The organism is Mesorhizobium sp. M8A.F.Ca.ET.057.01.1.1 (genome assembly GCF_003952565.1).
Lineage (GTDB): Bacteria > Pseudomonadota > Alphaproteobacteria > Rhizobiales > Rhizobiaceae > Mesorhizobium.
The window spans coordinates 6159635-6183966 of sequence record NZ_CP034454.1 but is presented as its reverse complement, the minus strand read 5'-3'; the positions used below and the strand labels follow the sequence as shown (position 1 = coordinate 6183966).

The window sequence follows — 24332 nt, the reverse complement described above, 5'->3', positions numbered from 1 at the left end:
CACCATGAACAAGAAGGGCTATTGGCTAGTGATGCTGACGGTGACAGACCCGGAAGGATATCGGCGTTACCGCGACGCCATCGGCGACGCGGTTTCGTCTTTCGGAGGCCGCTATCTCGTGCGCGGCGGACAAGTGACCAATCCCGAAGGGTCGGAATTTGGCAGGCAGGTGGTGGTTGAGTTCGACTCTTATGAAACCGCGCTCAGCTGCTATCGATCGCCAGCCTACCAGACAGCGTTGCAAAACAGGCTGGCTTCTTCGACCGGACATTTCGCCATCGTCGAGGGTGCCTGAGTGATCCTGTTTCCAGCCATCGACCTCAAGGACGGCCAATGCGTGCGCCTCAAGCACGGCGACATGGCGACCGCGACCATCTACAATAACGATCCGGCCGCGCAGGCCAAAGCCTTCGAGGAGCAGGGTTTTGAGTGGCTGCATGTCGTCGACCTCAACGGCGCTTTCCAGGGCCAGAGCGTCAACAGCGCCGCGGTCGGCGCCATCCTGAAAGCGACCAAGAACCCGGTGCAGCTCGGCGGCGGCATCCGCACGATTGCGCAGATCGAGGATTGGCTCGACCGTGGGCTGGCCCGCGTCATCCTCGGCACGGTGGCGGTGCGCGATCCCGATCTGGTCAGGCAGGCCTGCAAGGCATTTCCGGGCAAGATCGCCGTCGGCATCGACGCCAAGGGCGGCAAGGTGGCGGTCGAAGGTTGGGCCGAGGCCTCTGAACTCGGCGTCATCGAACTGGCCAGGAAATTCGAAGGCGCCGGCGTGGCCGCCATCATCTACACCGACATCGACCGCGACGGCGTGCTGACCGGCATCAACTGGGACGCTACCATCGACCTCGTCGACGCCGTGTCGATCCCGGTCATCGCCTCGGGCGGGCTGGCTTCGATCGCCGACATCGTGCGCATGACCATGCCCGATGCACAAAAGCTCGAAGGCGCCATCTCGGGCCGTGCGCTCTATGACGGCCGCATCGATCCCGCAGAGGCGCTGGCGATCCTGCAGGGCAGGGCGGCGACGGAGACGCGGTCGTGAAGGTTTCGCTCATCCTGGGCTCCTATGACAGCGGCCACTATCACGGCGGCATGGGCCAGGGGCCCGACGCGCTGATCTCGGGCGGGCTGGTCGACGCCCTGACCCTTGCCGGCCATGACGTCACGGTCGGGGATATCGGCAGGGTCGGCGACGACCAGGAGCGCGAGATCGCCACGGGTTTTGCCGTCTGCAACGCCGTCTCGGGCGAGGTCCGCATAGCCCGCGACAGGGGGCGGTTTCCCATCGTGCTGGCCGGAAACTGCCTGACCAGTGCCGGCGCGGTAGCCGGCGAAGGCGCCGACGCCATCATCTGGGCCGACCAGCATGGCGACCTCAACACGCCCGAGACGTCCGTATATGGTTTTCTCGACGGCATGGCGCTGTCGACGGTGCTCGGCCTGTGCTGGCGTCCGATGGCATCGGCCATTCCCGGCTTCAGGCCGATCGACCCCACGCGCTGCGTGCTCGTCAACGCCCGCGATCTCGATCCGGCGGAGGAAAAACTTCTCGAAACATTGCCGGTCATCCGGACGGAATGTCCCGGCGTGGCGCAAGCGACGGAACAACTGAAGGCCGCCGGCGCCAACAGCGTGCACATGCATCTCGATCTCGACGTGCATGAACCCAAGGCGCTGCAGGCCAACCGCTACATCACATCAGGCGGACCGAACCCGGAGCAGCTGCGCCACGCGGCCTGCGCCATGGCGCTTGCGGTGCCGGTCGTCGGCATCACCGTTTCCGCTTACGATCCGGCCTTCGATGCCCAGGCCGACGTGCCGCCGCTGGTCGGCCAGTTGCTCAACGATCTGCTTGCCACGATAGAGGGCCGCTGATGCTGAAAGCCCGTGTCATCCCTTGCCTCGACGTCAAGGACGGCCGTGTCGTCAAGGGCGTCAATTTCGTCGATCTCATCGACGCCGGCGATCCGGTGGAGGCAGCCAAGGCCTATGATGCCGCCGGCGCCGACGAGCTCTGCTTTCTCGACATCACTGCTTCATCGGACAATCGCGAGACCATCTTCGACGTCATCGCCCGCACCGCCGAACAATGCTTCATGCCGCTGACCGTCGGCGGCGGCGTGCGCCAGGTTTCCGACATCAGGAAATTGCTGCTGGCCGGCGCCGACAAGGTGTCGATCAACACAGCCGCGGTGAAGAACCCGGATTTCGTCGCCGAAGCCGCCGACAAGTTCGGCAACCAGTGCATCGTCGTTGCCATCGATGCCAAGAAGGTCTCCGGCCCCGGCGAGGCCGACCGCTGGGAGATATTCACCCATGGCGGGCGCGAGAAGACCGGCATCGACGCCGTCGAGTTTGCGCGAAAAATGGTCGATCGCGGCGCCGGCGAGATCCTGTTGACCTCGATGGACCGCGACGGCACCAAGGCCGGCTACGACATCGCGCTGACCCGCGCGGTATCGGACGCGGTGCGCGCGCCGGTCATCGCATCGGGTGGCGTCGGCACGCTGGATCATATGGTCGAAGGCATCCGTGACGGCCATGCAGGTGCTGTTCTGGCGGCCTCCATCTTCCATTTCGGCACCTACACGATCGCGCAAGCCAAGGCGCATATGGCCGAGGCCGGCCTGCCGATGCGGCTGGACTCGCTGGGTAACAGGTCCTAGAGCATGGTCCTTGAACCGGCTTTCGGAAAAGAGCAGGCTTAAACAAGAAGATAGACTGACATGGCCGAGTTTTCGCTCTCCGACCTGGAAAAATCGTCAGCGACCGCGCCCATTCCGGCGATCCGGACTCATGGACGGCCAAGCTGTTTTCGCGCGGCATGGACAAGGCGGCACAGAAGCTCGGCGAGGAGGCGGTCGAGACCGTGATTGCCGCCGTCAAGGGCGACAAACAGGGCCTCGTTTCGGAAAGCGCCGATCTTATATATCATTGGCTCGTCGTTCTCGGCATAGCGGGCGTTCCGCTGAACGACGTGCTCAGGGAGCTCGAAGGCCGCACCGGGCGTTCGGGCATCGCCGAGAAGGCGTCACGGCCCAAGGGCTGACCGCGAGGGAGGGCAGGTATCTCGATGGATCAGCTCGCGCCAACCGAGAAATATTCCCCGTTTCGCTTCTTCTCGGCCGAGCAATGGTCGCAATTCCGCGCCGACACGCCGCTGACGCTGAGCGAGGACGAGTTCCGCCGCCTGCGGTCGCTCAACGACCCGGTCGACCTCGAAGAGGTCAAGCGCATCTATCTGTCGCTGTCGCGGCTTTTGTCGGCGCATGTCGAGGCGAGCCAGCTTCTGTTCCGGCAGCGCCAGGCCTTCTTCAACGCCGTCGACGTCGCCAAGACACCGTTCATCATCGGCATCGCCGGTTCGGTCGCGGTCGGCAAGTCGACCACCGCGCGCGTGCTGAAGGAATTGCTGGCGCGGTGGCCGTCGAGCCCCAAGGTCGACCTCATCACCACGGACGGCTTCCTGCTGCCCAACGAGGTGCTGCGCCGCGAAAACCTGATGGAGCGCAAGGGGTTTCCCGACAGCTATGATGTCGGTGCGCTGCTGCGCTTCCTCTCGGGCATCAAGTCGGCGTTGCCCGATGTCCGCGCGCCGGTCTATTCGCACCTCACCTATGACGTCATCCCCGGCGAGTTCGTCACCATCGACCGGCCCGACATCCTGATCTTCGAAGGCATCAACGTGCTGCAGCCGGGCAAGCTGCCGCAGGACGGCAAGATCGTGCCTTTCCTGTCCGACTTCTTCGACTTCGCCATCTATATCGATGCCGACGAGAAGCTGATCCACCAATGGTATATTTCCCGCTTCATGCGGCTGCGCGAGACCGCTTTCCGCAATCCGGACTCCTTCTTCCACCGCTATTCGCGGCTGTCGGAGGATGCGGCCAAGGCGATCGCCGAGGGCCTGTGGACCAACATCAACCTGAAGAACCTGCGCGAGAACATCCTGCCGACGCGCGCCCGCGCCGACTTGATCCTGCGCAAGGGCGCCGACCACCTGGTCGAGGAAGTGGCGCTGCGCAAGCTCTAGAGCGTTTCACCGAACCGCTCTACTCTTTGTTTCGACGCAATTCCTGACGGAAAACCGCTCACACTTTTCCTGGAATTGCTCTAGAACGGTTCAGCGTTTGATAGAATCCTCACCCGCTTGTTTGGGAATTATGCCGCCCTCAGCCCCTCCCATGCGGTGAAGACCGAGACCGCGAACAGCAGCAGCCCGGCGGCGCGGCCGGCAAGAACGGTCGCCCGCGGATTGGCGATCAGAAGGCTGCGGCTGCGGCCGGCAGAAATGGCCAGCCCGCCATAGATCGCGGCCTGCGTCAGCACGGTCAGCAGGCCCATGATCGTCGCCTGCATCCAGATCGGACCGTAGTGCGGTTTCAGGAACTGCGGGTACACGGCCAGAACGAAGAGATACGCCTTCGGGTTGATCAGGCAGGTCACGAAACCCTGGCGAAACGCTTTCCATGCGGAACGGCTGCCGGCCGGCCCCTCATGGCCGACGGTGATGGAGCTGCGCATCAGCGTGATGCCGATATAGGCCATGTAGGCGGCGCCGGCGATCAGCAGCGGCTTGAACAGGATCGGCACGAAATGCATGAGCAGGCCGACGCCGACAGCGCCGTTCAGCGTGTGCACCATGCCGCCGACCATGATGCCGCCGGTCGCCGCCAGCCCTCTGTCGCGTCCGCCGGTCAGCGCGTTGGCGAGCACGAACAGCATGTCCATGCCTGGAACGGCAATGATGCCGAATAGGAGAAGAAAGAAAAGCCAGAGATTTTCCGCGTAGCTCATGTCAGTTGCCTGTCGCATCTTGGCGGCGTGCCGCCAAGGAATTTGTTGATTTTCAAGCCGATGGGCGATCCTATAGATTGGCCCAACTGACGATGGTGTGTCAGTTGTGATCGCAGCCGGTGGAGAAAAATGCGCAAGGCCTCGCGCCTGTTCGAGATCATCCAGATCCTGCGGCTGGCCAGGCAGCCGGTGACGGCGGCAATGATTGCCGGGCAACTGGAGGTGACGATACGCTCGATCTACCGCGACATCGCCGCGCTGCAGGCCATGCGCGTCCCGATCGAGGGGGCCGTGGCATCGGCTATATCCTGCGCCCTGGCTTCGACCTGCCGCCGCTGATGTTCTCGATCGAGGAGATGGAGGCGATCGTGCTGTCGCTGGCGCTGCTCGAGCGCACGGGAGACGACGAGCTCAAGCAGGCGGCCAAGCGCGTCAGCGCCAAGATCGCCGGCGCGGTGCCGCCGCCCTTGCGCCAGACGCTCGACGCCAACGCGCTGCATGCCTGGGGCTTTGCCGCGCCCGCCGCCGGCACGATCGACCTGTCGCTGGTGCGCCGCGCCATCCGCGACGAGGAGAAGCTCGACCTTTCCTACCGCGACGAAGCAGGCCGTGCCTCCGAGCGGCTCATCCGCCCGATCGCGCTGATCTACTACGCCGAAGCCGCCAACATCGTCGCCTGGTGCGAGCTGCGCCAGGCGATCCGCAATTTCCGCAGCGACCGCATCGAGGACTGCCAGCCGAGCGGGTTACGCTTCAAAGGCGAAGGCGACCGCTTGCGGCAGGTTTGGGTGAATGGCTGGGAGGTCAATGCGGCATCTCCCGCCGCCGGAGGATCGTAAAACGCTTGGACCGGTACGGAATCTCCCCGTACTTACGGTGGCAGGATCATCCCTTGGTCTTGGCCGAAACATTGTGCTTCGTCATCCACGGGCGGAGCGAGGAGCGCAGCGACGCAGCGCAGACCCGAGGATCCATTCCGTTACATTGAAGTGCTGCAACGGTGCAGAATTCTGCTCCGCTGCACCCGACGATCGCAGTCACGGAATGGATCCCAGGGTCTTCGCGACGGAGCTTCGCTCCTGCTCCGCCCAGGGATGACGACTTAGGGAAGGCCTCGGCTAATCACACGCGTTGCGATGGTTCACACGCCGCATAGGCGAGCGCCTTCAGTCGACAACCTGCCTTCCTACCTCACATCCACCCAGCGCTTTTCCTCATGCGAGCGCGCCATGGCGTGCACGGTGCGCTCGATCTCCAGCCCTTCGGCGAACTCGATGAGCCGGGCCGGCTTGCCGGCCAGCCGTGTCAGCAATTCGTGGCACTCGATGATCTTGAGATCGTTGAAGCCGAGGCTGTGGCCGGGCGCCGGCACGAAAAGATCATAGGGCTTGTGCTGCGGCGCCACCAATATGGTGCGATAGCCCTGTTCGGTCGGTCGGTCGGATGTCAGATAGAGCTGGAATTCGTTCATCCGCTCCTGGTCGAACAGGATCGAACCCTTGGAGCCGAAGATCTGGATGGCGATGCGGCCCTTGCGGCCCCAGGCCGAGCGGTTGACCTGCAGCGTTCCGGCAATGCCGTTCTCCAGATGCATCAGCACGCTGGCGATATCGTAGGTCTCGACCGCCCGCCGGCCGCCCGCCGCGAGCTTGCGGTCGGCATAGGGCTTGGCCATGTCGCAGATGACGCTGGCGACGCGGCCGAACAGCGCCGTGACCAGCGACAGCGGATGAACGGCGAAATCGTCGAGCGCGCCATAGCCTGAAGTCGCTTCGTGCTTCCAGAAGAACAGCGCCTCGGGATCGGCCATGAAATCCTCGTCCATCTCTATGCGCAGATGGTTGACCTCACCGATGATCTTCTCGTCGAGCAGCGCGCCGATGTGACGGATGGCCGGGCTCTGGATGTAATTGTAGCCAAGCGCGGCAATCTTGCCTGATGTCTTGGCGGCGGCCGCCATTGCCTCGGCCTCGGCGAAGCTCGGCGCCATCGGCTTTTCGCACCACAGATGCTTGCCGGCTTCGAGGATGGCGATGGCCATTTCCGGATGAAACTGGTTGGGCGTCGTCAGCGAGACGACGTCGACCTCCGGATCGTTGACGACGGCACGCCAGTCGCCGGATGCCTTGGCGAAGCCGAACTCGCCGGCCCTGCGCCTTGCCAGCTCCTCATTGACCTCGCCGAGATGCACCAGCTTCGGCTTGGCGACATCGGGAAAGACGGCGCCGACGGCACTCCATGCTATGGCGTGACACTTGCCCATGAAACCCGTGCCGATAAGACCGACGCCGACCATCTTCTTCTCCACCGCGTGAAAATCTGCCGTGGATGAATTAGTCCATTTTCTCCTGAAATGGAATGTCTGGCTCATTTTTATGGTGTTCTTGCGCAGGCCCGCTATGATGGGGCACAGAGAGCCTCCAGACAGGCCTGAGCAGAGCGACGATGGACGAACAGGTACCTCGCGACTTCGAGACGCTGCGCGCCACCATTCTGGACCGGCGCGAGAGCCTGCCCAAGCGCATCGCCCAGATCGCCGCCTATGCGCTCGACAATCCGGACGACATCGCCTTCGGCACCGCCGCCAGCATCGCCGCTTCGGCCGGCGTGCAGCCCTCGACCCTGATCCGCTTTGCCCAGCAACTCGGGTTCGACGGCTTTACCAGCCTGCAGCAGGTGTTCCGCGAGCGGCTGCGCGAGCGCAACTCCTCCTATGACGAGCGGCTGCAGGCGCTGCGCGCCAAGGCCGAGGACGGCGCCGGCCACCGGGCGATCTTCGACGGGTTCGTCGCCGCCGCCAGCACCTCGCTCAACGACATTTCCCGCACGCTGGACGACGCGCATCTGGAAGACGCGATTTCGCTGCTGGCAAAGGCGCAGACCATCTATGTCCTGGCCAAACGGCGCTCCTATCCGGTGGCGAGCTATATCGCCTACGCGCTGGGCAAGCTGAAGATCCGCAACCAGCTGATCGAATCGGCTGCCGGCCTGAATGCCGAGATGGTCGGCTTCGCCACACCGGCGGACGCCGTCATCGCCATCAGCTTCTCGCCCTACGCACCGGCCACGATCGAGGAAGCGCGCACCATTTCCGAGCAGGGCGTGCCGATCGTTGCAATCACCGACAGCTCTTTCTCGCCGTTGGCCCAGTTCGCCAGGGTCTGGTTCGAGGTTGCCGAAGCGGATTTCGCCGGTTTCCGTTCGCTGTCGGCGACAATGGCGCTGGCGATGGCGCTGACCGTCGGCGTCGGCGAGAAGCGGCGCGATGCGAGCCGCAAGCGCCAGGCTTGACCAGACATCCAAAAAGGCAATTTTAGATCAGGGAATGCTCATTCCATATTGACTATGGATTGGAATTATTATTTCATATTGCTGGCGCCACGCTGCCGCTCGCGCGTGTTACCCAACAATGTTGTCCATGACGACAAGACCGACGGGAGGTTCCAATGAGCGAAGCCGTGGACGCAAGACAGGCGCCGCTCGATGTCATCACCATCGGTCGCGCTTCCGTCGACCTTTATGGCCAGCAGATCGGCTCGCGGCTCGAGGATATCACCTCCTTCGCCAAGTCGGTCGGCGGCTGCCCGGCCAACATTTCGGTCGGCACGGCGCGGCTCGGCCTGCGCTCGGCGCTGCTGACGCGCGTCGGCGACGAGCAGATGGGCCGCTTCATCCGCGAGCAGCTGAAGCGCGAAGGCGTCAACACCGACGGGCTGAAGACCGACAAGGAACGGCTGACCGCGCTGGTGCTGCTTTCGGTCGAGAGCGAAGGCGTTTCGCCGATGATCTTCTACCGCTCCGACTGCGCCGACATGGCGCTGGCCGAAGAGGATATAGACGAGGCTTTCATCGCCTCGGCCCGCGCCATCGTCGTCACCGGCACGCATTTTTCCCGCCCCAACAGCGACGCCGCCCAGCGCAAGGCGATCCGCATCATGAAGGCCAGGGGCGGCAAGGTGGTCTTCGACATCGACTACCGGCCGAACCTTTGGGGTCTCGCCGGCCACGCCGAAGGCTTCGAGCGTTACGTCAAGTCGGACCGGGTCTCGGCCCAGTTGAAGACGGTGCTGCCCGACTGCGACCTCATCGTCGGCACCGAGGAAGAGATCATGATCGCGTCCGGCGCCGACGACTGCCTGAGCGCGCTGAAGACGATCCGCGCCCTGTCCTCGGCGACCATCGTCTTGAAGCGCGGCGCCATGGGCTGCATCGTCTATGACGGGCCGATCAGCGACGATCTCGAGGACGGCATCGTCGGCGAGGGGTTCCCGATCGAGATCTACAATGTGCTGGGCGCCGGTGACGCCTTCATGTCCGGCTTGCTGCGCGGCTGGCTCGGCGGTGAAAGCTTCAAAACCGCGGCGACCTGGGCCAATGCCTGCGGCGCCTTCGCCGTATCCCGGCTCTTGTGCGCACCGGAATATCCGACCTTCGAGGAGCTGCAGTTCTTCCTCAAGAACGGCAGCAAGCGTCGCGCGCTGCGCAAGGACGAGGCGATCAACCACATCCATTGGGCAACCACCCGCCGGCGCGACATCCCTTCGCTGATGGCGCTCGCCTGCGACCACCGTGTGCAGCTCGAGGATGTGGCGGCCAAGACCGGCGCCGATCCGGCGCGCATCCGCGATTTCAAGGTGCTGGCGGTCAAGGCGGCGGCCAAGGTCGCTGCCGGCCGCGACGGCTACGGCATGCTGATCGACGAGAAGCATGGCCGCGAGGCAATGTTCGAATTCGCCAGGCATCCCTTCGCCTGGCTGGGCCGGCCGGTCGAACTGCCGGGCTCGCGGCCGCTGCGTTTCGAATTCTCGCAGGATATCGGCTCGCAGCTCACCGAATGGCCCGTCGATCACTGCATCAAGTGCCTGTGCTTCTACCACCCGGACGATCCGGCGGAACTCAAGGAAGAACAGCAGCAGAAGCTGCGCGCGCTGTTCGAGGCCGCGCGCAAGGTCGGCCGGGAACTGCTCATCGAGATCATCGCCGGCAAGCATGGCAAGCTCGACGACACGACGATCCCGCGCGCGCTGGAGGAACTCTATGCGCTCGGCATCAAGCCGGACTGGTGGAAGCTCGAGCCGCAGGCGTCGAGCGGCGCCTGGGCCAAGATCGAGGCGGTGATCCTGAAGCACGATCCCTGGTGCCGCGGCATCGTCCTGCTTGGGCTGGAGGCGCCGCAGGACGAGCTGGAGGCGGCTTTTGCCGCCACCGCCAAGGCGCCCATCGTCAAGGGCTTTGCCGTCGGCCGCACCATCTTCGTCCACGCGGCCGAACAATGGCTGGCCGGCAAAATGTCCGATGACGAGGCCGTCGCCGACATGGCCTCGCGCTTCGAACAGTTGACCGAGGCGTGGCTTGCCGCGCGCGGCCGCAAGGCGGCATAACGGGCCGCGACACAGGGACAGCGGAGGAAACGACCATGAGCAAGACAATCCGCCTGACGATGGCGCAGGCGCTGACCCGGTTCCTGTCCCGCCAGATGACCGAGATCGACGGCAGGACGGTGCCGATCTTCGGCGGCGTCTGGGCGATCTTCGGCCATGGCAATGTCGCCGGCATCGGCGAGGCGCTTTACCAGGTGCGCGACGAGTTGCCGACTTTCCGCGCTCACAACGAGCAGGCGATGGCGCATGCGGCGATCGCCTATGGCAAGGCCAATTTCCGTCGCCGCTTCATGGCCGCGACCTCTTCGATCGGCCCCGGCGCGCTGAACATGGTGACGGCGGCTGCACTTGCCCACGTAAACCGGTTGCCCGTCCTGTTTTTGCCGGGCGACGTCTTCGCCAACCGCATCCCCGACCCGGTGCTGCAGCAGGCCGAGGATTTTTCGGACGGCACCGCGACGGTCAACGACTGCTTCCGTCCGGTGTCGCGCTATTTCGACCGCATCACGCGGCCGGAGCAGATCATCCCGGCGCTCAATCGCGCCATGCAGGTGCTGACCGATCCGGCCGATTGCGGTCCGGTGACGCTGTCGCTCTGCCAGGACGTACAGGCCGAGGCCTATGACTATCCCGAGAGCTTCTTCGCCGAGCGGGTCTGGCGCCAGCGCCGGCCGCGTCCGGACCGTGGCGAACTGGCCGCCGCCGTCACGGCACTCAAGGGAGCCAGGAAGCCGCTGATCATCGCCGGCGGCGGCGTTCTCTATTCGCAGGCTTCCGACAAACTGGCGAAGTTCGCCGAAGGGGCAGGCGTTCCGGTCTGCGAGACGCAAGGCGGCAAGTCCTCGCTGCCGGACGAACACAAGCTCAACATGGCGGCGGTCGGCGTCACCGGCACCTCGGCCGCCAACCGGCTGGCGGAAGAGGCCGACGTCGTGCTCGCCATCGGCACGCGCCTGCAGGATTTCACCACCGGCTCATGGGCGCTGTTCAAGAATTCCGGCAAGACGATCATTGGGCTCAACGTGCAGCCTTTCGATGCCGGCAAGCATCGGGCGCTGCCGCTGGTCGCCGACGCCGCGGAAGGGCTCGCCGAGCTCGGCGCCGCGCTGCAAGGCTGGAAGGCGCCTGCCGCCTGGACCGACAATGCGGCCACCGGCAAGAAGGCCTGGCAGGCCGATGCGGCCAAGGTGACGGCATCGACCAACGCCGCCTTTCCATCGGATGCTCAGGTGATCGGCGCCGTTCAGCGCGCCATGGGATCAGGCGTGACGCTGCTGCATGCCGCGGGCGGTCTTCCCGGCGAATTGCACAAGCTCTGGCAGGCGGGCGCGCCCGGCTCCTACCATGCCGAATACGGCTTCTCGACCATGGGCTACGAGATCGCCGGCGGGCTCGGCACCAAGATGGCCAAGCCCAACGAGGAGGTCGTCGTCATGATCGGCGACGGCTCCTATCTGATGCTGAATTCCGAGATCGCCACCTCGGTGATGCTCGGCCTGAAACTGACCATCGTTCTTCTCGACAACAGGGGTTTCGGCTGCATCAACCGGCTGCAGATGGCGACCGGCGGTGCCAACTTCAACAACCTGTTGAAGGACTCGCGCCACGAGATCCTGCCCGATGTCGACTTTGCCGCGCATGCCGCCAGCATGGGCGCGATATCAGAAAAAGTTTCGTCGATCGCCGGGCTGGAGACGGCGCTGGCTCAGGCGAAAAAGAACGACCGCACCACCGTGCTGGTCATCGACACCGACCCGCTGGTTTCCACCGATGCCGGCGGCCACTGGTGGGACGTGGCGGTGCCCGAGGTCTCGGCGCGGCCGCAGGTGAACGCGGCGCGCAAGGCCTATGACGAGAAGCGGCAGATGCAGACCATCGGCGATTGATGGCGGCGCCGAAGCCCCTTCCTTCTCCCTGTCCCTATACGGGGAGAAGGTGCCGGCAGGCGGATGAGGGGCAGCGCCAACCAACAGGTAATAAGCAGTTCTAAACCGGAGTGACGACTTGAAAGCCAAACTGGGCATGTCCCCATCGCATGGTGGAACGACGATCTTGCCGAACTGAGCGATGACGTGTCGCTGGAAGAATGTCTGCGGCAGTCGCGCTCTGCCGGTTTCACCGGCATGGAAATGGGCCGGCGCTTTCCCAACGACCCAAAGGTGATGCTGCCGATCCTCAAGGCCGCGGACGTGACGCTATGCGGCGGCTGGTTTTCCGGCACGCTGGTCGACGAGGAGATGGCTGCCAACAAGGACCGTATTCAGCCGATGATCGACCTGTTCAAGGCGGTCGACGCGCCCTGCATCGTCTATGGCGAGGTCGGACGCTCGATCCAGGGCGACCGCTCGAAGCCGCTTTCCACCAAGCCGAAACTCACCAGTGACGAGATGAAGGCCTATGGAAGGCGCCTGACCGAGTTCGGTGAATGGTGTGCGGAACAAGGCATGCCGCTTTCCTACCATCACCACATGGCGGCGGTGGTCGAAACCGAGCCGGAACTCGATGCCTTCATGCGCCATTCCGGCGAAGGCATTCCGCTGCTGCTCGATGCCGGCCATCTGGCCTTTGCCGGCGGCGATGTGCTGCGCGCCATCGACAATCACCACAAGCGCATCAGCCATGTCCATGTGAAGGACGTGCGCATGGATGTGATCGACAAGCTCGACCGTACAAAACAGTCCTTCCTCGACGCCGTGGCGCTCGGCGCCTTCACCGTGCCGGGCGACGGCTCGCTCGATTTCGGCGCCATCGTGCAGCGCTTCGCCGATTACGGCTATGAAGGCTGGTTCGTGGTCGAGGCCGAACAGGATCCCAGGAAAAACCCGCCGCTCAAGATGGCGCAGGTTGGCCATAAGGAGCTGATGCGGGTGATGACCGCCGCCGGCTACACCGTCGAGACGCAGGGTTTCCCGAATGCCTGAAGGCTGGATTGGTCGCCACGGGTGGCTTATCTGAGAACTGGCTCAGCAACTCTCGGATGGCGCGATGAAAGATTATGAACATCCGTTCTTCCGGCCGCTGTGGCGGCGCATCGCCGTCGTCGCGGTCTGCGTCATCTGGTCGATCATCGAGTTCGCCAGCGGCACGCCGTTCTGGGGCGTGATCGCGCTCGGCTTCGCCGGCTACGCCGTCTGGCAGTTTTTTTATCTGTACAAGCCGATCGAAGATAAGCCTCCGGTCGCGCCGAAGGAGTGAAGTGGTCCATGGCGCGGACGTTTTGCGTATCGGATTCTGTGTGCATGAGATCGCATGGGTTGGCGCCGAAACGCTCCTCACTTCGTCATCCTAGGGCGGAGCAAGGAGCGCAGCGACGCGGCGCAGACCCTAGGATCCATGCCATGACGTTGAAGGTGGTGTGACGGTGCAGAATTCCGCTCCGCTGCGTCCTTCGACCGAGGTCACGGAATGGATCCCAGGGTCTCCGCGACGGAGCTTCGCTCCTGCTACGCCCTAGGATGACGAACAACCGGTGAAATCGTCGGCCTAGACAAGCTGCAACCCGTCAAAGCCAAGGGAATAGGAGAGACAAAATGTCGAAACTGCTCGTGAAGGCCGACAAGGGCAACGGCCGCGTCGCGCATGTCACGCCGCAAAGCGCTGGCTGGACCTATGTCGGTTTCGATCTGCATCGGCTGAAGCCCGGCCAGAGCGCCTCCGGACAGTCGGACGACCGCGAAGTCTGCCTGGTCTTCGTGACCGGCAAGGGTACGGCAAAAGCCGGCGGCAAGGATCTCGGCCTGCTCGGCGAGCGCATGTCGCCTTTCGAGGGCAAGCCGTGGTCCGTCTACGTGCCGCAGGGATCGGACTGGTCGGTGACGGCCGATACCGAGCTGGAGCTGGCTGTGTGCTCGGCGCCCGGCCTTGGCGGCGGCCTGCCCGTCCGGGTGATCGGACCGGACGATCTCGGCCAGGAGGTGCGCGGCAAGGGCACCAACACGCGCTACGTCACCAACATCCTGCCGGAAGGCCAGCCGGCCGACTCGCTGCTGGTTGTCGAGGTCATCACGCCCGGCGGCCACACGTCGAGCTACCCGCCGCACAAGCACGACCAGGACAATCTGCCCGCTGAATCCTATCTCGAGGAAACCTACTACCACCGCCTCAACCCGCCGCAGGGCTTTGCCTTCCAGCGCGTCTATACCGACGCCGACAAGGATGGCCGGCGCGCGCTGGACGAAGCCATGGCGATCGAGGACGGCGATGTCGTGCTGGTGCCCAAGGGCTATCACCCCTGTGCCGCCTGCCACGGCTATGACCTCTATTATCTCAATGTGATGGCCGGGCCGAAGCGGACGTGGAAATTCCACAACGCGCCCGAGCACGAATGGTTGATGAAGGCCTGACCGTTCTGCGTTTCCGGTTGAACTTGTTGGTCCAGTTGGGAAAAATCGTCGGCTAACGACCCCGAGGGTCGATTTGCCTTCGAAAACCCTTCAAAGCTTCGTCAATCCGTCATGGAAATCGCCTATGGCAACGTTTCTGACGAGGACTTCCCATGCGTTATGCCATCTATTTCACCCCCAGGCAGGACGAGCCGCTGGCGCGTATCGCCGCCAACTGGCTGGGCCGCGACCCGTTCGGTGGCGCGACCAGGCCGGTTGAGGCCGTGGCCGACCTGTCGGCAGCGGAAGTGGCCTTCCACACCGCTTCGGCGCGCCGCTATGGCTTTCACGCCACGCTGAAAGCGCCCTTCCGCCTGGCCGCCACCGAGACCGAGGCTTCGCTGCGCGCTGCGCTCGATCGCTTTGCCGAGGTGACGCCGGTTGTGACGATCCCGCGTCTGGTCGTCAGCCAGATCGACAGCTTCTTCGCCCTGGTGCCGGATGGTACGCTGCCTCCGCTCAATCGCTTTGCAGACGACGTCGTGCGCGATTTCGACCGGTTTCGCGCGCCGTTGAGCGAGGCCGAGATCGAGCGCCGCAGCCCGGATTCGCTGAAGCCGGCCGAGTTTCGCAATCTCTGCCAGTGGGGCTATCCCTATGTTTTCGAGACCTTCCGCTTCCACATGACCCTGTCGGGCCGGGCCGGCCCGCAGGAAAGCCCTCGCCTGCGCGCGGCGATCGACGGCCTTTTCGCCGATGTGTTGCGCCAGCCCGTGCTGGTGGATGCGCTGACATTGTTTGTCGAACTTGAACCCGGTGCGCCGTTCATGGTGCTTTCCCAGCACGTGCTTGGACGCCGCCCGGCCAGAAAAACCGCCTGACAGGCGCCGGAAGAAGCAAGGACTAGCCGCAATGACCGCCGAAACTGTTCTTTCCAACGCTCGCATCGTTCTTGCCGACGAGATCGTCGAAGGCTCGCTGGTGTTGCGCGACGGCTTTATCGCCGGCATCGATGCCGGTGCGGCCCGGACCGGCGAGGACATGGGCGGCGACTTCATCATTCCAGGACTGGTCGAACTCCACACCGACCATCTCGAGGGCCATTATGCGCCACGGCCGAAAGTGCGCTGGAACCCGATCGCCGCGGTGCTTGCCCATGACGCGCAGGTGGCGACCGCCGGCATCACCACTGTGCTCGATGCGCTCCGCGTCGGCATGGATGAGGACGCCGACCTGACATCGGACGACATCCGCAAGCTGGCCGATGCGATCGAGGACAGTGTCCAGCAGGAGCGGCTGCGCGCAGACCATTTCATCCATCTGCGCTGCGAAGTCTCGGCACCGGACTGCCTGAGGGCCTTCGCCAATTTCGAGACAGACGAGAGGGTGAAACTGGCGTCGCTGATGGATCATGCGCCGGGCCAGCGCCAGTTCGTCAACCTTGAAACCTACGCCTACTACTACCAGCGCAAGCTGAAGCTCTCGGATCAGGATTTCAAGAAATTCTGCGAGAAGCGGATGGACGAATCGGCGCGCAATTCAGGACCGAACCGCGTCTTCATCGCCGCCGCGTGCCAGGAGCGCGGCATCGTGCTCGCCAGTCATGACGACGCCACGTCGGCTCATGTCGAAGAGGCTATCGAGCAGGGCGTGCGGGTCGCCGAGTTCCCGACCACCGAGGAAGCGGCGCGGGCCTCGAAGGCCGCCGGGCTCGGCGTGCTGATGGGCGCGCCCAATGTCATGCGCGGCGCCTCGCATTCGGGCAATGTTTCGGCACGCACCCTGGCCAGTGACGGCCTGCTCGACATCCTGTCGTCCGATTACATCCCCTTCAGCCTGATCCAGTCGGCCTTCTTCCTCGGCGACGTGGTCGAAGGCATTTCGCTGCCGCAGGCTGTCGCCATGGTTTCGAAGAACCCGGCGCAGGCCGTCGGCCTTGATGACCGCGGGATCATCGAGCAGGGACGCCGCGCCGATCTGGTGCGGGTGCGCGTCGACGATCATGTTCCGGTCGTGCGCACCGTTTGGCGGCAGGGACGCCGGGTGGCATGATGGTGTCGGCCTTGATCGAGCGCGAACTGTCCGCCGAAACCTTTCCGATCCGTCATGGCGTCTTTGTTGCTGTCGTCGGCCCTAGCGGTGCCGGCAAGGACACGGTGATCGGCTACGCCAAGGCGCTTTTCGCCGACGAGACGCAGCTGGAGTTCGTTCGCCGCGTCATCACCAGGCCGAGCGATGCGGCGAGCGAGGATCACGACACGCTGGCCGACGCCGCCTTCGCCGAGGCCGAGGCCGACGGCGCCTTCGCCATCTCCTGGGAAGCGCATGGCCTGCGCTATGGCCTGCCCGCGGATGTCGACTGGTCTGTTTCCAATGGCCACGTGGCCGTCGCCAACGTGTCGCGCGCGATCATCCCCACCTTGCGCGAACGCTATGCCAATCTGGCGATCGTCGAGATCACCGCTTCGCCCGAGGTGCTGGCCGAGCGGCTGGCGATGCGCGGCCGCGAGTCGCGCGGCGAAGTGCTGGCGCGGCTGGCGCGCAGCGCAAGTGTGACCTTGTCCGGCCCTGGCGTCACCTCGATCGACAACAGCGGTCCGCGCGAGGTGGCCGGCGAGCGCTTCGCCGAGCTGCTGCGCAAGGCAATGGCCTTCTCCGACATGTCGGGGCTGATCTGATCGAGGCCTCCCCGTCTATTTGCGCCGCCCCGGAACGCTTTGGCCCGCTGGCCGCGTAGGGTAATTCTGGATTACGATCCGGGAATTCGCCCCCAGGGAATCAGGGTCGAGCAAGACAGGAAGCCTTGATGCAGACACTGACACCCATCCTCTCGACAGTCACGGCGGCATTTCTCGCCTCCCTGGTCGAGGTCGTCGAAGCCTTCACCATCGTGCTCGCGGTCGGCGTGACACGCAGCTGGCGTCCGGCATTGACGGGCGCCGCGCTGGCGCTGGCGGTACTGGCGGCCCTGGTGCTGGCGTTCGGGCCGCTGCTGGCGCTTGTCCCCATCACCACGCTGCAGTTCATGGTCGGGGTGCTGCTGATCCTGTTCGGCATGCGCTGGCTGCGAAAAGCCATCCTGCGCAGCGTCGGCGTCATCGCCCTGCATGACGAGGAGGCGGCCTTCGCCAAGGAAACCGCCGCCCTGAACCGGCAGGCCAATGACCGCCGCGCCGACTACCTCGCCGGGCTGGCCTCGTTCAAGGCGGTGCTGCTCGAGGGTGTGGAGGTGGTGTTCATCGTCATCGCCGTCGGCGCCGCGCATGGGCAGACATTTTACGCCGGCATGGGCGCGCTGGCCGCCTTCGTCCTGGTGATGCTCGTCGGTCTCGCTGTCCACCGGCCGCTGGCGCGCGTGCCGGAAAACGTCCTCAAATTCGTGGTCGGGCTGATGCTGACCAGCTTCGGCATCTTCTGGACCGGCGAGGGCATCGGCGCCGATTGGCCTGGCGCCGATCTTGCTCTGCTCGCCATCTTCGCCATCGTCGCGCTGGCATCCTTCGCCATGGTGCGTTGGCTGCGCGGCACCCGTCCCACAGCAGCCGGAGGGCTCGCCCGATGAACGTCATTCGCCTTATCGCTAGGGAATTCTTCGGCATGTTCGTCGATGACGGCAGTCTGGCGCTGCTGGCGCTGGTCCTGGTGGCCGCGGTTACCGCGGGGTGAAGCTGCTCGCACTGCCGCCGCTGCTTGGCGGTGGGCTGCTGCTGGTCGGCTGCCTCGCCATCCTTTTGCAAAGCGTTCGCCGCGCCGCACGCCACGTCCCTCGGTAGCGGACAGGCTTCGGCCGCATCTTTGGCCGGGGGTTGCGCCCGGCAGGAGCCGTGCCGTGAACGGCAAGCCGCGGTGCCAAGGGCTCGGCGGACAGGTGCACAACGCCACGAGAGCATGATCGCCGTGCCTCGGCACTCTTGACGTCACGGTGCGGCTGATGCTGCCGCCGACCGTCGGCTTCATGGTGCAGATCGTCAAGACGACATCGATCGCCTCGCTGATCGGCCTGAGCTTGCGCGGGCCGCCACGCAGGTCAACACCGTGACCTTCCAGCCGGTGTGTTCGGTACGGTGTCGCTGATCTACTTCGCGCTGTGCTGGCCGCTGTCGCTCTATGCATGCTATCTCGGGCGTCGTTTCGCTTCCGGAATGACTCGCAGGACCGGGACGCCGTTGGTCATGTCGGCAGTCTGAGCGAAGCCGTCAGCCCTTGAACGCCGGCAAGGTCAGCCCCTTCACGCCGACGTCGAGCGCGAACAGGCCGCCCGGATTCTTCTGGCGGACGAAATGGCTGGCCGGGCGCTTGAGGACGGCAGAGGTGACGTAGAGGATGTCGAGGTCCTTGCCGCCGAACTCGCAACAGGTCGGCAGATCGGTCGGCAGAACCACTGTTTCCATCAGCTCGCCATCGGGATCGTAGCGGCAGACCTTGCTGGTCACGGGTATGGTCACCCAGTAGCAGCCTTCGGCATCGACCGTGGCGCCGTCGGCGACGCCGCCTGTTGCCGTCATGTCGATGAAGGTGCGGCGGTTCTCGATGTCGCCGGTGCCGGGGTCGAAATCATAGGCCCAGACCGCGCCCGCATGGCTGTCCGAGAAGTACATGGTCTTCGAGTCCGGGCTCCAGGCCAGCCCGTTCGAGCAGCCGATGCCGTCGATCATCTTGTGCACGGAGAGATCGGCATCGAGCCGGTAGAGCGCGCCGATGAACTCGATCGGCTGTCCCGCCACCTCGAACATCGAGCCCGACCAGAAGCGGCCCTGGCGGTCCGGCTTGCCGTCGTTGAAGCGGGTCTTCGGCATATGCGCTTCCGGATCGACGATCGCCTCGAACTGGCCGGTTGCCGGGTCGAAGAAATGAAAGCCATTGGTCATGGTCAGCACCAGGCCGCCCTTCTCGCGCAGGCCAAGGCAGCCGAGATATTCCGGTGTCTCGAAGACCTCGTCCTTGCCGGTCGCGGGGTCGTAGCGATGGATCAGCTTCTTCCAGATGTCGATCCACCAGAGCACGCCGGCCCTGGGGTCCCAGAGCGTGCCTTCGCCAAGCTCGGCCTTGGCATCGACGACACAGGTGATCTTGACCATTCTTCCCTCCGTTCAGCCCCTGCGCAGCCTGCCGCCGAGGCCGGCAAACGCCTCGCTGCCGATCGAGACGGTGAGCAGGATCACCGCGCCGTAGACGACAAGCAGGGCACCGCTCGACAGGTTGAGCGCCGGCAAAAGACCAGTGAGGATGGTCAGCACCATGGCGCCGGCGACGGTGCCGAGATAATGGCCGCTGCCGCCGAGGATCGAGGCGCCGCCAATGGCGACCGCGGCGATCGAGGTGAACAGATAGGCGTCACCCATGCCGAGATAGGCCTGGCCGGAATAGCCGGTCAAAAGCATGCCGGCGAAGGCGGCGGTGAGGCCCGAAATCACATAGGTCAGGATAGTGGTGCGTGCCGTCGGCACGCCTGAGAATTCGGCCACGGTGGCGCTGGTGCCGAGCGAATAGAGGTGACGGCCGAAGGCTACCTTGGAGAGCAGCACGGTCGCCACCAGCGTCAGGGCGAGCCAGATCAGCGCGATGACCGGAAAGCCGGCTATGCGGCCGACCGACAGGAACTGGATCAGGGCCGGCGCCGAGGGGGTCGGCGAGCCGCCGGTCAGCACCAGGATCAGGCCTTGCAGGATGACGTTGGTCGCCAGCGTCATGATGATCGGCGGCACGCCGAACCGGGCGACGCCGACACCATTGACCAACCCGACGAAGGCGCCGCCGGCGAGCAGCAGCGGCATGACCCATGTGAGCGGCAGATCCTGCCCGCCGCACAGCAGCGCCATGATGATCGCCGCCGAATTCAGCACCCAGGGCACCGACAGGTCGATGCCGCCGCCGATGATGACGAAGGTTTGGCCGAGCGCGACGATGCCGACGAAAGCGGCAAGCACCACGGTGGAGCGTATGTTGGAGACCGAGAGGAAGCCCGGCGAGAACAGCGCCGTGACCAGGAGCAGCACGACCATGCCGGCATAAGCGAGCACGATCAGCCGGTTGCGGGCGAGGAAGGCACTCATTGGACGCGGCCCCTTGCGGCCTTTTCGGCGACGGAACTGGCGAGCACCGAGAGCAGCAGGATGACGCCGGACGCGACCGGCTGCCAATAGCTCGACACATGCAGCACGAAGACGAGGTTGCCGATGAGAGTGAGCACGAAGGCGCCGATCAGCGTGCCGGCAAGGTGACCCCGGCCGCCGAACAGGCTGACGCCGCCAATGACCGCCGCGGCCACCGAAGGCAGGATATAGTCCTTGCCGATGGTCGGCGACCCGGCACCGGTCTGTGTCACCAGGAACAGCGCCGCGCCCGCCGCGAACAGGCCGGACAGGCCGTAGGTGACGAGATTGACGCGGGTGATCGAGACACCCGACAGGAAGGCCGATTTTTCATTCGATCCGGTTGCCTGGATCGAAATGCCGACCCGGGTGGCGCGGAACCACCACCAGAACAGCAGCAGGACCAGCAACATCCAGACCGGGCTGGTGACTCCGAAGAGCTGCGTGGAGGCAAACCCGACCCACCATGTGGGAATGCTGCCGCCGTCGGTCGGCAGGATGATCATGGCGACACCGTTGAGGATCGACCATGTCGCGAGCGTCACCAGGAAGGGCTGCAGCTTGAGCAGCGAGATCAGCAGGCCATTGAGCGCACCGATGACAAAACCGAGCGCAAGGATGGCCAACGCCCAGAACCCGGTGGTCGACGGATCATCGGCGAACCGCGTCGCGGCGATGACCGTGCCGAGGCTGATCATGCCGCCGATAGACAGGTCGATGCCGCCGCGCAGCAGCACGATGGTCTGGCCCGTCGCCGCCAGCATCAGCGTCATCGCCGCCGCGGTGTCGAGATTGAGTTCGTCCAACGTGAAGACGCCGGATTGCAGGCTGCCGTAGATACCGACAATCAACGCCAGCATCAGGCAGGCGACCAGGAACGGCGCGCGGTCGAGCAGGCGTCCGCGCCAATCGATGGCCGGCGTGGTTGATTTCATGTCGGCCGGCCTTTGCATCATCTCGCCAGTCTGCTCCGCGCTCGCCATGACCATGCCTCAAGCCGCCTCGCGTTCAAGCATGGCGGCGCGCAAAATGCCGGCCTCGGAGATACGATCGCCTTCCAGCGTCGCCGCGATACGGCCGTCGCGCATGACCAGCACGCGGTCGGCGACATGGACGAGTTCCGGCATGTCGCTGGAATGGAACAGGATCGCGTAACCCTTGGCGGCGAGGTCGCGCATCAGCTGGAAGATCTCGCCCTTGGTGCCGACATCGACGCCACGCGTCGGGTCGTAGAGCAAGAGCACGCGCGCCTGCGTGAGCAACATCTTGCCGAAGATGACCTTTTGCTGGTTGCCGCCCGACAGGGTACCGGCGTGCTGTTCAGGCGTGCCGGCCTTGATGCGCAGGAAATCGACCATCTCCTTGACCAGAGCCGCTTCCTTTTGCCGGCTGAGCAAGCCGTTTTCGGTGAAGCGCTTGATCACCGACAGCGTCAGGTTCTCGCGCACGCTCTTGGTCAGAAGCAGGCCTTGCCCGCGCCGGTCCTCCGGCACCAGGGCGATGCCATCCCTGCCGGTCAAGGCCTGGCGTGGATTGCTGATCGAGGCCGGCTTGCCCCACAGCTCGACGGCGCCACTCGCCCTGCTGGCGCCGAAGAGTACCTGGAACAGCTCGCGCTGGCCGTGGCCCTGCAAGCCGCCGACGCCGAGCACCTCGCCCTCCCGCAAGGCAAAGTCGACACCGGAGAGCCGGCTGCCGCTCGACAGGCCCTCGACCCTCAGCGCGACGCGATCCGTGGCCGTGGCCACACGCTCGGGATAGAGCCGGTCGAGATGCCGGCCGATCATCTGGGTGACGATCTCGTTGTCGGACACGGCGTTGGCCTCGTGCGCGGCGACGGTGCTGCCATTGCGGAAGATGGTCAGCCGGTCGGCGATGGCGCGCACCTCGGCCATGCGGTGCGAGATGAAGACGACCAGCCTGCCTTCCGCCGCCAGCTGCCGGGTGAGCTTCAGCAGCCATTCGGCTTCGCGCGCGGGCAGCGCCGAGGTCGCCTCGTCGAGGATGAGGATGCGCGGGTCCTTGGCCAACCCCTTGGCGATCTCGACGATCTGCCGTTCGGCCAGCGTCAGCCGCCGCAATTCCTGGTCGGGACGCAACGCCGGAAAATTGTACCTTTCGAGCAAGGCAAGCGTCCTGCGGCGCATCTCGGCTCGGTTGACGGTACGCAGTAACGTCCTTGGCTCGTGGCGGAACCAGATATTCTGTTCCACGCTGAGGTCGGGGATCAGCGACAGTTCCTGAAAGACGGCGGCAATGCCGCGCGCCTGGGCCGCGTCCGGATTGGCAGGGCGATAATCGTGTCCGTCGACCAGGACCGAGCCGCCATCGTGCTGCACCGCGCCCGACAGGATCTGGATGAAGGTGCTCTTGCCGGCGCCGTTCTCGCCGAGCAGCGCATGCACCTCGCCGGCGCGGGCGCTGAATGTCGCATCGCTCAGCGCAACGATGCCGCCATAGCGTTTGGACAGGCCTTTGACCGTGACGAGGTCCATGGATGCGCCTTCGAAAAGCTCTCCCGACATCGTGCGATGCCGGGAGACAAGGGTCGTGGTCTCGTGATGTTACTTCGAGCCGGCCGCTTCCGCAGCGGTGATCTCGACCCAGTCGGGCGTGACCGGCAGCGTCAGGCCGGGCGCCTGGTCGGGGAAGGCATTTTCGCCGATCGCGATCTTGATCATCTTGGTGCCCGGATAGAGCTTGGACTCGAAGGGATCGGTGGTGACGAAATCACCCTTGACCGAGACCGAGCGCTCGGCCGGCTTCTTGCCGGTGTCGAGGATGTCGACCGCCAGCTTGATCGCTTCCGACGAAAGGTAGGCCGGATTGGAGCCAAGGATGCACTTGGCCCCTTGTGTCTGCGCGCAGGTGACGGCGGCGACATTGTAGGAGAAGCCGACGACCGGCACGATCGGCCGGCCGGCATCCTTCAGCGCCTGAATGGCGCCCGAGCCGTAGCCTTGCGTCATGATGCCGTCGATCTTCGGATTGGCGGCAAGCAGCGCCGCCACGCCGGATTGTTCCGGCCCAAGCGCGTAGTTGCCGTTGTAATAGCCGACGACCTTGATGTCGGGATATTTGGCCAGCACCTTCTCATAACCCTGCTGCAACTGCGCCGAGATCGGCGCGCCTGCCAGGCCGCGGTCGAGGATGATGTTGCCCTTGCCGCCAAGCTGGGTGGCCATCCACTCGGCCATCACGGAGGGGATGCGATCCCAGTCGGAAGCGACGGCAAAGGCGCAGGGTTCGGTCACCACCTGGTCGAAGCTGATGACGACGATGCCGGCGTCACAGGCCTTCTTGATGGTCGGGTTGAGCGCCGAATCCGAACCGGCGTCGACGAGGATGGCGTCCGGCTTCTGACGGATGATGTTGTTCAGCGAATTGATCTGCGCCTGGACGGTGTTCTCGACATTCTCGATCTTGAGGTCGACGCGGCCTTTCAGCGGCCCCTTGTTCACCGACACCGTGGCGACGCGCTCCATCTGCTGGCGCCAGTCATTGCCGACGAAATTGTTCGAGAGATAGATGGTGTAGGGTTTCTTGTCCTCGGCGTGGCTAGGCGCCGTGCCGATGGCGATCGCGGACACGGCAAGGCTTGCCAATCCGGCGCGAATTGTCTTCAGTCTCATGATCTCTCCTCCTTCGTGTTTCCTGCGTCAGCCAGCGACGGACTTCGCCATCTTGGTGGCTGCTGCATCCAAATTGATACCGGTACCAATGCGCCTTGTCAATTT

General features: G+C 64.6%; 22 protein-coding genes and 3 pseudogenes. 18 read left to right on the top strand and 7 right to left on the bottom strand.

Features of this window, described 5'->3' with window-relative positions; translation table 11 throughout:
• Positions 1-4: 4 nt before the first annotated feature.
• The 6 genes and pseudogenes from EJ077_RS29360 (at position 5) to coaA (ending at position 4036) form a co-directional block, all read left to right on the top strand.
• A complete protein-coding gene (locus EJ077_RS29360) occupies positions 5-295 on the top strand; it encodes a DUF1330 domain-containing protein (RefSeq protein ID WP_208698315.1) in 291 nt (96 codons plus the stop codon).
• A complete protein-coding gene (hisA, locus tag EJ077_RS29355; protein ID WP_208698313.1) occupies positions 296-1045 on the top strand; it encodes a 1-(5-phosphoribosyl)-5-[(5-phosphoribosylamino)methylideneamino]imidazole-4-carboxamide isomerase in 750 nt (249 codons plus the stop codon). It begins immediately after the preceding gene.
• The gene (locus EJ077_RS29350; protein WP_208698311.1) at positions 1042-1878 is read left to right on the top strand and encodes an arginase family protein; all 837 of its coding nucleotides are present in this window, start codon (positions 1042-1044) and stop codon (positions 1876-1878) included. The genes hisA and EJ077_RS29350 overlap by 4 nt, the downstream gene beginning before the upstream one ends.
• Entirely contained in the window at positions 1875-2669 is a 795-nt protein-coding gene (hisF, locus tag EJ077_RS29345; protein WP_208703162.1) for an imidazole glycerol phosphate synthase subunit HisF, read from the top strand. Before EJ077_RS29350 ends, hisF begins: the two co-directional genes overlap by 4 nt.
• Positions 2670-2729: 60 nt before the next feature.
• Positions 2730-3052: pseudogene (locus EJ077_RS29340) on the top strand (phosphoribosyl-ATP diphosphatase).
• A gap of 24 nt (positions 3053-3076) precedes the next feature.
• Positions 3077-4036, top strand: coding sequence for a type I pantothenate kinase (gene coaA, locus EJ077_RS29335; RefSeq protein WP_127280827.1), 960 nt, complete (start codon positions 3077-3079; stop codon positions 4034-4036).
• 128 nt (positions 4037-4164) lie between these two features.
• Here coaA and EJ077_RS29330 read toward each other — a convergent pair whose 3' ends face one another.
• Positions 4165-4800, bottom strand: a complete 636-nt coding sequence (locus tag EJ077_RS29330; protein ID WP_127279237.1) for a LysE family translocator — start codon at positions 4798-4800, stop codon at positions 4165-4167.
• Positions 4801-4929: 129 nt separating this feature from the next.
• Here EJ077_RS29330 and EJ077_RS29325 point away from each other — a divergent pair.
• Positions 4930-5639, top strand: a pseudogene (locus tag EJ077_RS29325) (helix-turn-helix transcriptional regulator).
• Between the two features lie 347 nt (positions 5640-5986).
• Here the strand turns inward: EJ077_RS29325 and EJ077_RS29320 are convergent.
• Positions 5987-7096, bottom strand: a complete 1110-nt coding sequence (locus tag EJ077_RS29320; RefSeq protein WP_208698309.1) for a Gfo/Idh/MocA family protein — start codon at positions 7094-7096, stop codon at positions 5987-5989.
• Between the two features lie 149 nt (positions 7097-7245).
• On the opposite strand from EJ077_RS29320, the gene EJ077_RS29315 reads away from it, so the two are divergent.
• The 11 genes and pseudogenes from EJ077_RS29315 to EJ077_RS29265 all read left to right on the top strand — a co-directional run bounded on the left by EJ077_RS29315 (position 7246) and on the right by EJ077_RS29265 (position 18276).
• Positions 7246-8091: a MurR/RpiR family transcriptional regulator gene (locus EJ077_RS29315; RefSeq protein ID WP_208698307.1), complete on the top strand. Its 846-nt coding sequence runs from the start codon at positions 7246-7248 to the stop codon at positions 8089-8091.
• A 155-nt stretch (positions 8092-8246) separates the two neighbouring features.
• Complete coding sequence (iolC, locus tag EJ077_RS29310) at positions 8247-10181, top strand: bifunctional 5-dehydro-2-deoxygluconokinase/5-dehydro-2-deoxyphosphogluconate aldolase (RefSeq protein WP_208698304.1); 1935 nt, start codon at positions 8247-8249, stop codon at positions 10179-10181.
• 35 nt (positions 10182-10216) lie between these two features.
• Entirely contained in the window at positions 10217-12067 is a 1851-nt protein-coding gene (gene iolD, locus EJ077_RS29305; RefSeq protein WP_208698302.1) for a 3D-(3,5/4)-trihydroxycyclohexane-1,2-dione acylhydrolase (decyclizing), read from the top strand.
• Between the two features lie 144 nt (positions 12068-12211).
• The gene (iolE, locus tag EJ077_RS29300) at positions 12212-13102 is read left to right on the top strand and encodes a myo-inosose-2 dehydratase (RefSeq protein WP_208703161.1); all 891 of its coding nucleotides are present in this window, start codon (positions 12212-12214) and stop codon (positions 13100-13102) included.
• 64 nt (positions 13103-13166) lie between these two features.
• A complete protein-coding gene (locus EJ077_RS29295) occupies positions 13167-13376 on the top strand; it encodes a DUF3329 domain-containing protein (RefSeq protein WP_208698300.1) in 210 nt (69 codons plus the stop codon).
• A gap of 335 nt (positions 13377-13711) precedes the next feature.
• Entirely contained in the window at positions 13712-14524 is an 813-nt protein-coding gene (gene iolB, locus EJ077_RS29290) for a 5-deoxy-glucuronate isomerase (RefSeq protein ID WP_208698298.1), read from the top strand.
• 152 nt (positions 14525-14676) lie between these two features.
• Positions 14677-15384 (top strand): DUF1045 domain-containing protein, encoded by a 708-nt coding sequence (locus EJ077_RS29285; protein ID WP_208698296.1) that lies wholly within the window; start codon positions 14677-14679, stop codon positions 15382-15384.
• Between the two features lie 31 nt (positions 15385-15415).
• Positions 15416-16555, top strand: a complete 1140-nt coding sequence (locus tag EJ077_RS29280) for an alpha-D-ribose 1-methylphosphonate 5-triphosphate diphosphatase (protein ID WP_208698294.1) — start codon at positions 15416-15418, stop codon at positions 16553-16555.
• Positions 16552-17181, top strand: a complete 630-nt coding sequence (phnN, locus tag EJ077_RS29275; protein WP_208698292.1) for a phosphonate metabolism protein/1,5-bisphosphokinase (PRPP-forming) PhnN — start codon at positions 16552-16554, stop codon at positions 17179-17181. The genes EJ077_RS29280 and phnN overlap by 4 nt, the downstream gene beginning before the upstream one ends.
• Positions 17182-17309: 128 nt before the next feature.
• A complete protein-coding gene (locus tag EJ077_RS29270) occupies positions 17310-18065 on the top strand; it encodes a COG4280 domain-containing protein (RefSeq protein ID WP_208698290.1) in 756 nt (251 codons plus the stop codon).
• A pseudogene (locus EJ077_RS29265) lies at positions 18062-18276 on the top strand (hypothetical protein). Before EJ077_RS29270 ends, EJ077_RS29265 begins: the two are co-directional and overlap by 4 nt.
• 423 nt (positions 18277-18699) lie before the next feature.
• Here EJ077_RS29265 and EJ077_RS29255 read toward each other — a convergent pair.
• The 5 genes from EJ077_RS29255 to EJ077_RS29235 all read right to left on the bottom strand — a co-directional run bounded on the left by EJ077_RS29255 (position 18700) and on the right by EJ077_RS29235 (position 24227).
• The gene (locus tag EJ077_RS29255; RefSeq protein WP_208698288.1) at positions 18700-19581 is read right to left on the bottom strand and encodes an SMP-30/gluconolactonase/LRE family protein; all 882 of its coding nucleotides are present in this window, start codon (positions 19579-19581) and stop codon (positions 18700-18702) included.
• 12 nt (positions 19582-19593) lie between these two features.
• The gene (locus EJ077_RS29250; protein WP_208698286.1) at positions 19594-20556 is read right to left on the bottom strand and encodes an ABC transporter permease; all 963 of its coding nucleotides are present in this window, start codon (positions 20554-20556) and stop codon (positions 19594-19596) included.
• Positions 20553-21584, bottom strand: coding sequence for an ABC transporter permease (locus tag EJ077_RS29245; protein ID WP_208698284.1), 1032 nt, complete (start codon positions 21582-21584; stop codon positions 20553-20555). The genes EJ077_RS29250 and EJ077_RS29245 overlap by 4 nt, the downstream gene beginning before the upstream one ends.
• Positions 21585-21587: 3 nt before the next feature.
• Entirely contained in the window at positions 21588-23090 is a 1503-nt protein-coding gene (locus tag EJ077_RS29240) for a sugar ABC transporter ATP-binding protein (RefSeq protein WP_245458576.1), read from the bottom strand.
• Positions 23091-23159: 69 nt separating this feature from the next.
• Entirely contained in the window at positions 23160-24227 is a 1068-nt protein-coding gene (locus tag EJ077_RS29235) for a substrate-binding domain-containing protein (RefSeq protein ID WP_208698281.1), read from the bottom strand.
• Positions 24228-24332: the final 105 nt, after the last annotated feature.

What these genes read in the sequence shown, in the direction of transcription:
- EJ077_RS29295 (WP_208698300.1), top strand. Translation starts at nt 13,167, where the DNA reads ATGAAAGATTATGAACATCCGTTCTTCCGGCCGCTGTGGCGGCGCATC.
- EJ077_RS29285 (WP_208698296.1), top strand. Translation starts at nt 14,677, where the DNA reads ATGCGTTATGCCATCTATTTCACCCCCAGGCAGGACGAGCCGCTGGCG.
- iolB (WP_208698298.1), top strand. Translation starts at nt 13,712, where the DNA reads ATGTCGAAACTGCTCGTGAAGGCCGACAAGGGCAACGGCCGCGTCGCG.
- iolC (WP_208698304.1), top strand. Translation starts at nt 8,247, where the DNA reads ATGAGCGAAGCCGTGGACGCAAGACAGGCGCCGCTCGATGTCATCACC.
- EJ077_RS29280 (WP_208698294.1), top strand. Translation starts at nt 15,416, where the DNA reads ATGACCGCCGAAACTGTTCTTTCCAACGCTCGCATCGTTCTTGCCGAC.
- EJ077_RS29320 (WP_208698309.1), bottom strand. Translation starts at nt 7,096, where the DNA reads ATGGTCGGCGTCGGTCTTATCGGCACGGGTTTCATGGGCAAGTGTCAC.
- EJ077_RS29255 (WP_208698288.1), bottom strand. Translation starts at nt 19,581, where the DNA reads ATGGTCAAGATCACCTGTGTCGTCGATGCCAAGGCCGAGCTTGGCGAA.
- iolD (WP_208698302.1), top strand. Translation starts at nt 10,217, where the DNA reads ATGAGCAAGACAATCCGCCTGACGATGGCGCAGGCGCTGACCCGGTTC.
- phnN (WP_208698292.1), top strand. Translation starts at nt 16,552, where the DNA reads ATGATGGTGTCGGCCTTGATCGAGCGCGAACTGTCCGCCGAAACCTTT.
- EJ077_RS29235 (WP_208698281.1), bottom strand. Translation starts at nt 24,227, where the DNA reads ATGAGACTGAAGACAATTCGCGCCGGATTGGCAAGCCTTGCCGTGTCC.
- EJ077_RS29360 (WP_208698315.1), top strand. Translation starts at nt 5, where the DNA reads ATGAACAAGAAGGGCTATTGGCTAGTGATGCTGACGGTGACAGACCCG.
- EJ077_RS29240 (WP_245458576.1), bottom strand. Translation starts at nt 23,090, where the DNA reads ATGGACCTCGTCACGGTCAAAGGCCTGTCCAAACGCTATGGCGGCATC.
- EJ077_RS29270 (WP_208698290.1), top strand. Translation starts at nt 17,310, where the DNA reads ATGCAGACACTGACACCCATCCTCTCGACAGTCACGGCGGCATTTCTC.
- coaA (WP_127280827.1), top strand. Translation starts at nt 3,077, where the DNA reads ATGGATCAGCTCGCGCCAACCGAGAAATATTCCCCGTTTCGCTTCTTC.
- EJ077_RS29315 (WP_208698307.1), top strand. Translation starts at nt 7,246, where the DNA reads ATGGACGAACAGGTACCTCGCGACTTCGAGACGCTGCGCGCCACCATT.
- EJ077_RS29330 (WP_127279237.1), bottom strand. Translation starts at nt 4,800, where the DNA reads ATGAGCTACGCGGAAAATCTCTGGCTTTTCTTTCTTCTCCTATTCGGC.
- EJ077_RS29245 (WP_208698284.1), bottom strand. Translation starts at nt 21,584, where the DNA reads ATGGTCATGGCGAGCGCGGAGCAGACTGGCGAGATGATGCAAAGGCCG.
- EJ077_RS29250 (WP_208698286.1), bottom strand. Translation starts at nt 20,556, where the DNA reads ATGAGTGCCTTCCTCGCCCGCAACCGGCTGATCGTGCTCGCTTATGCC.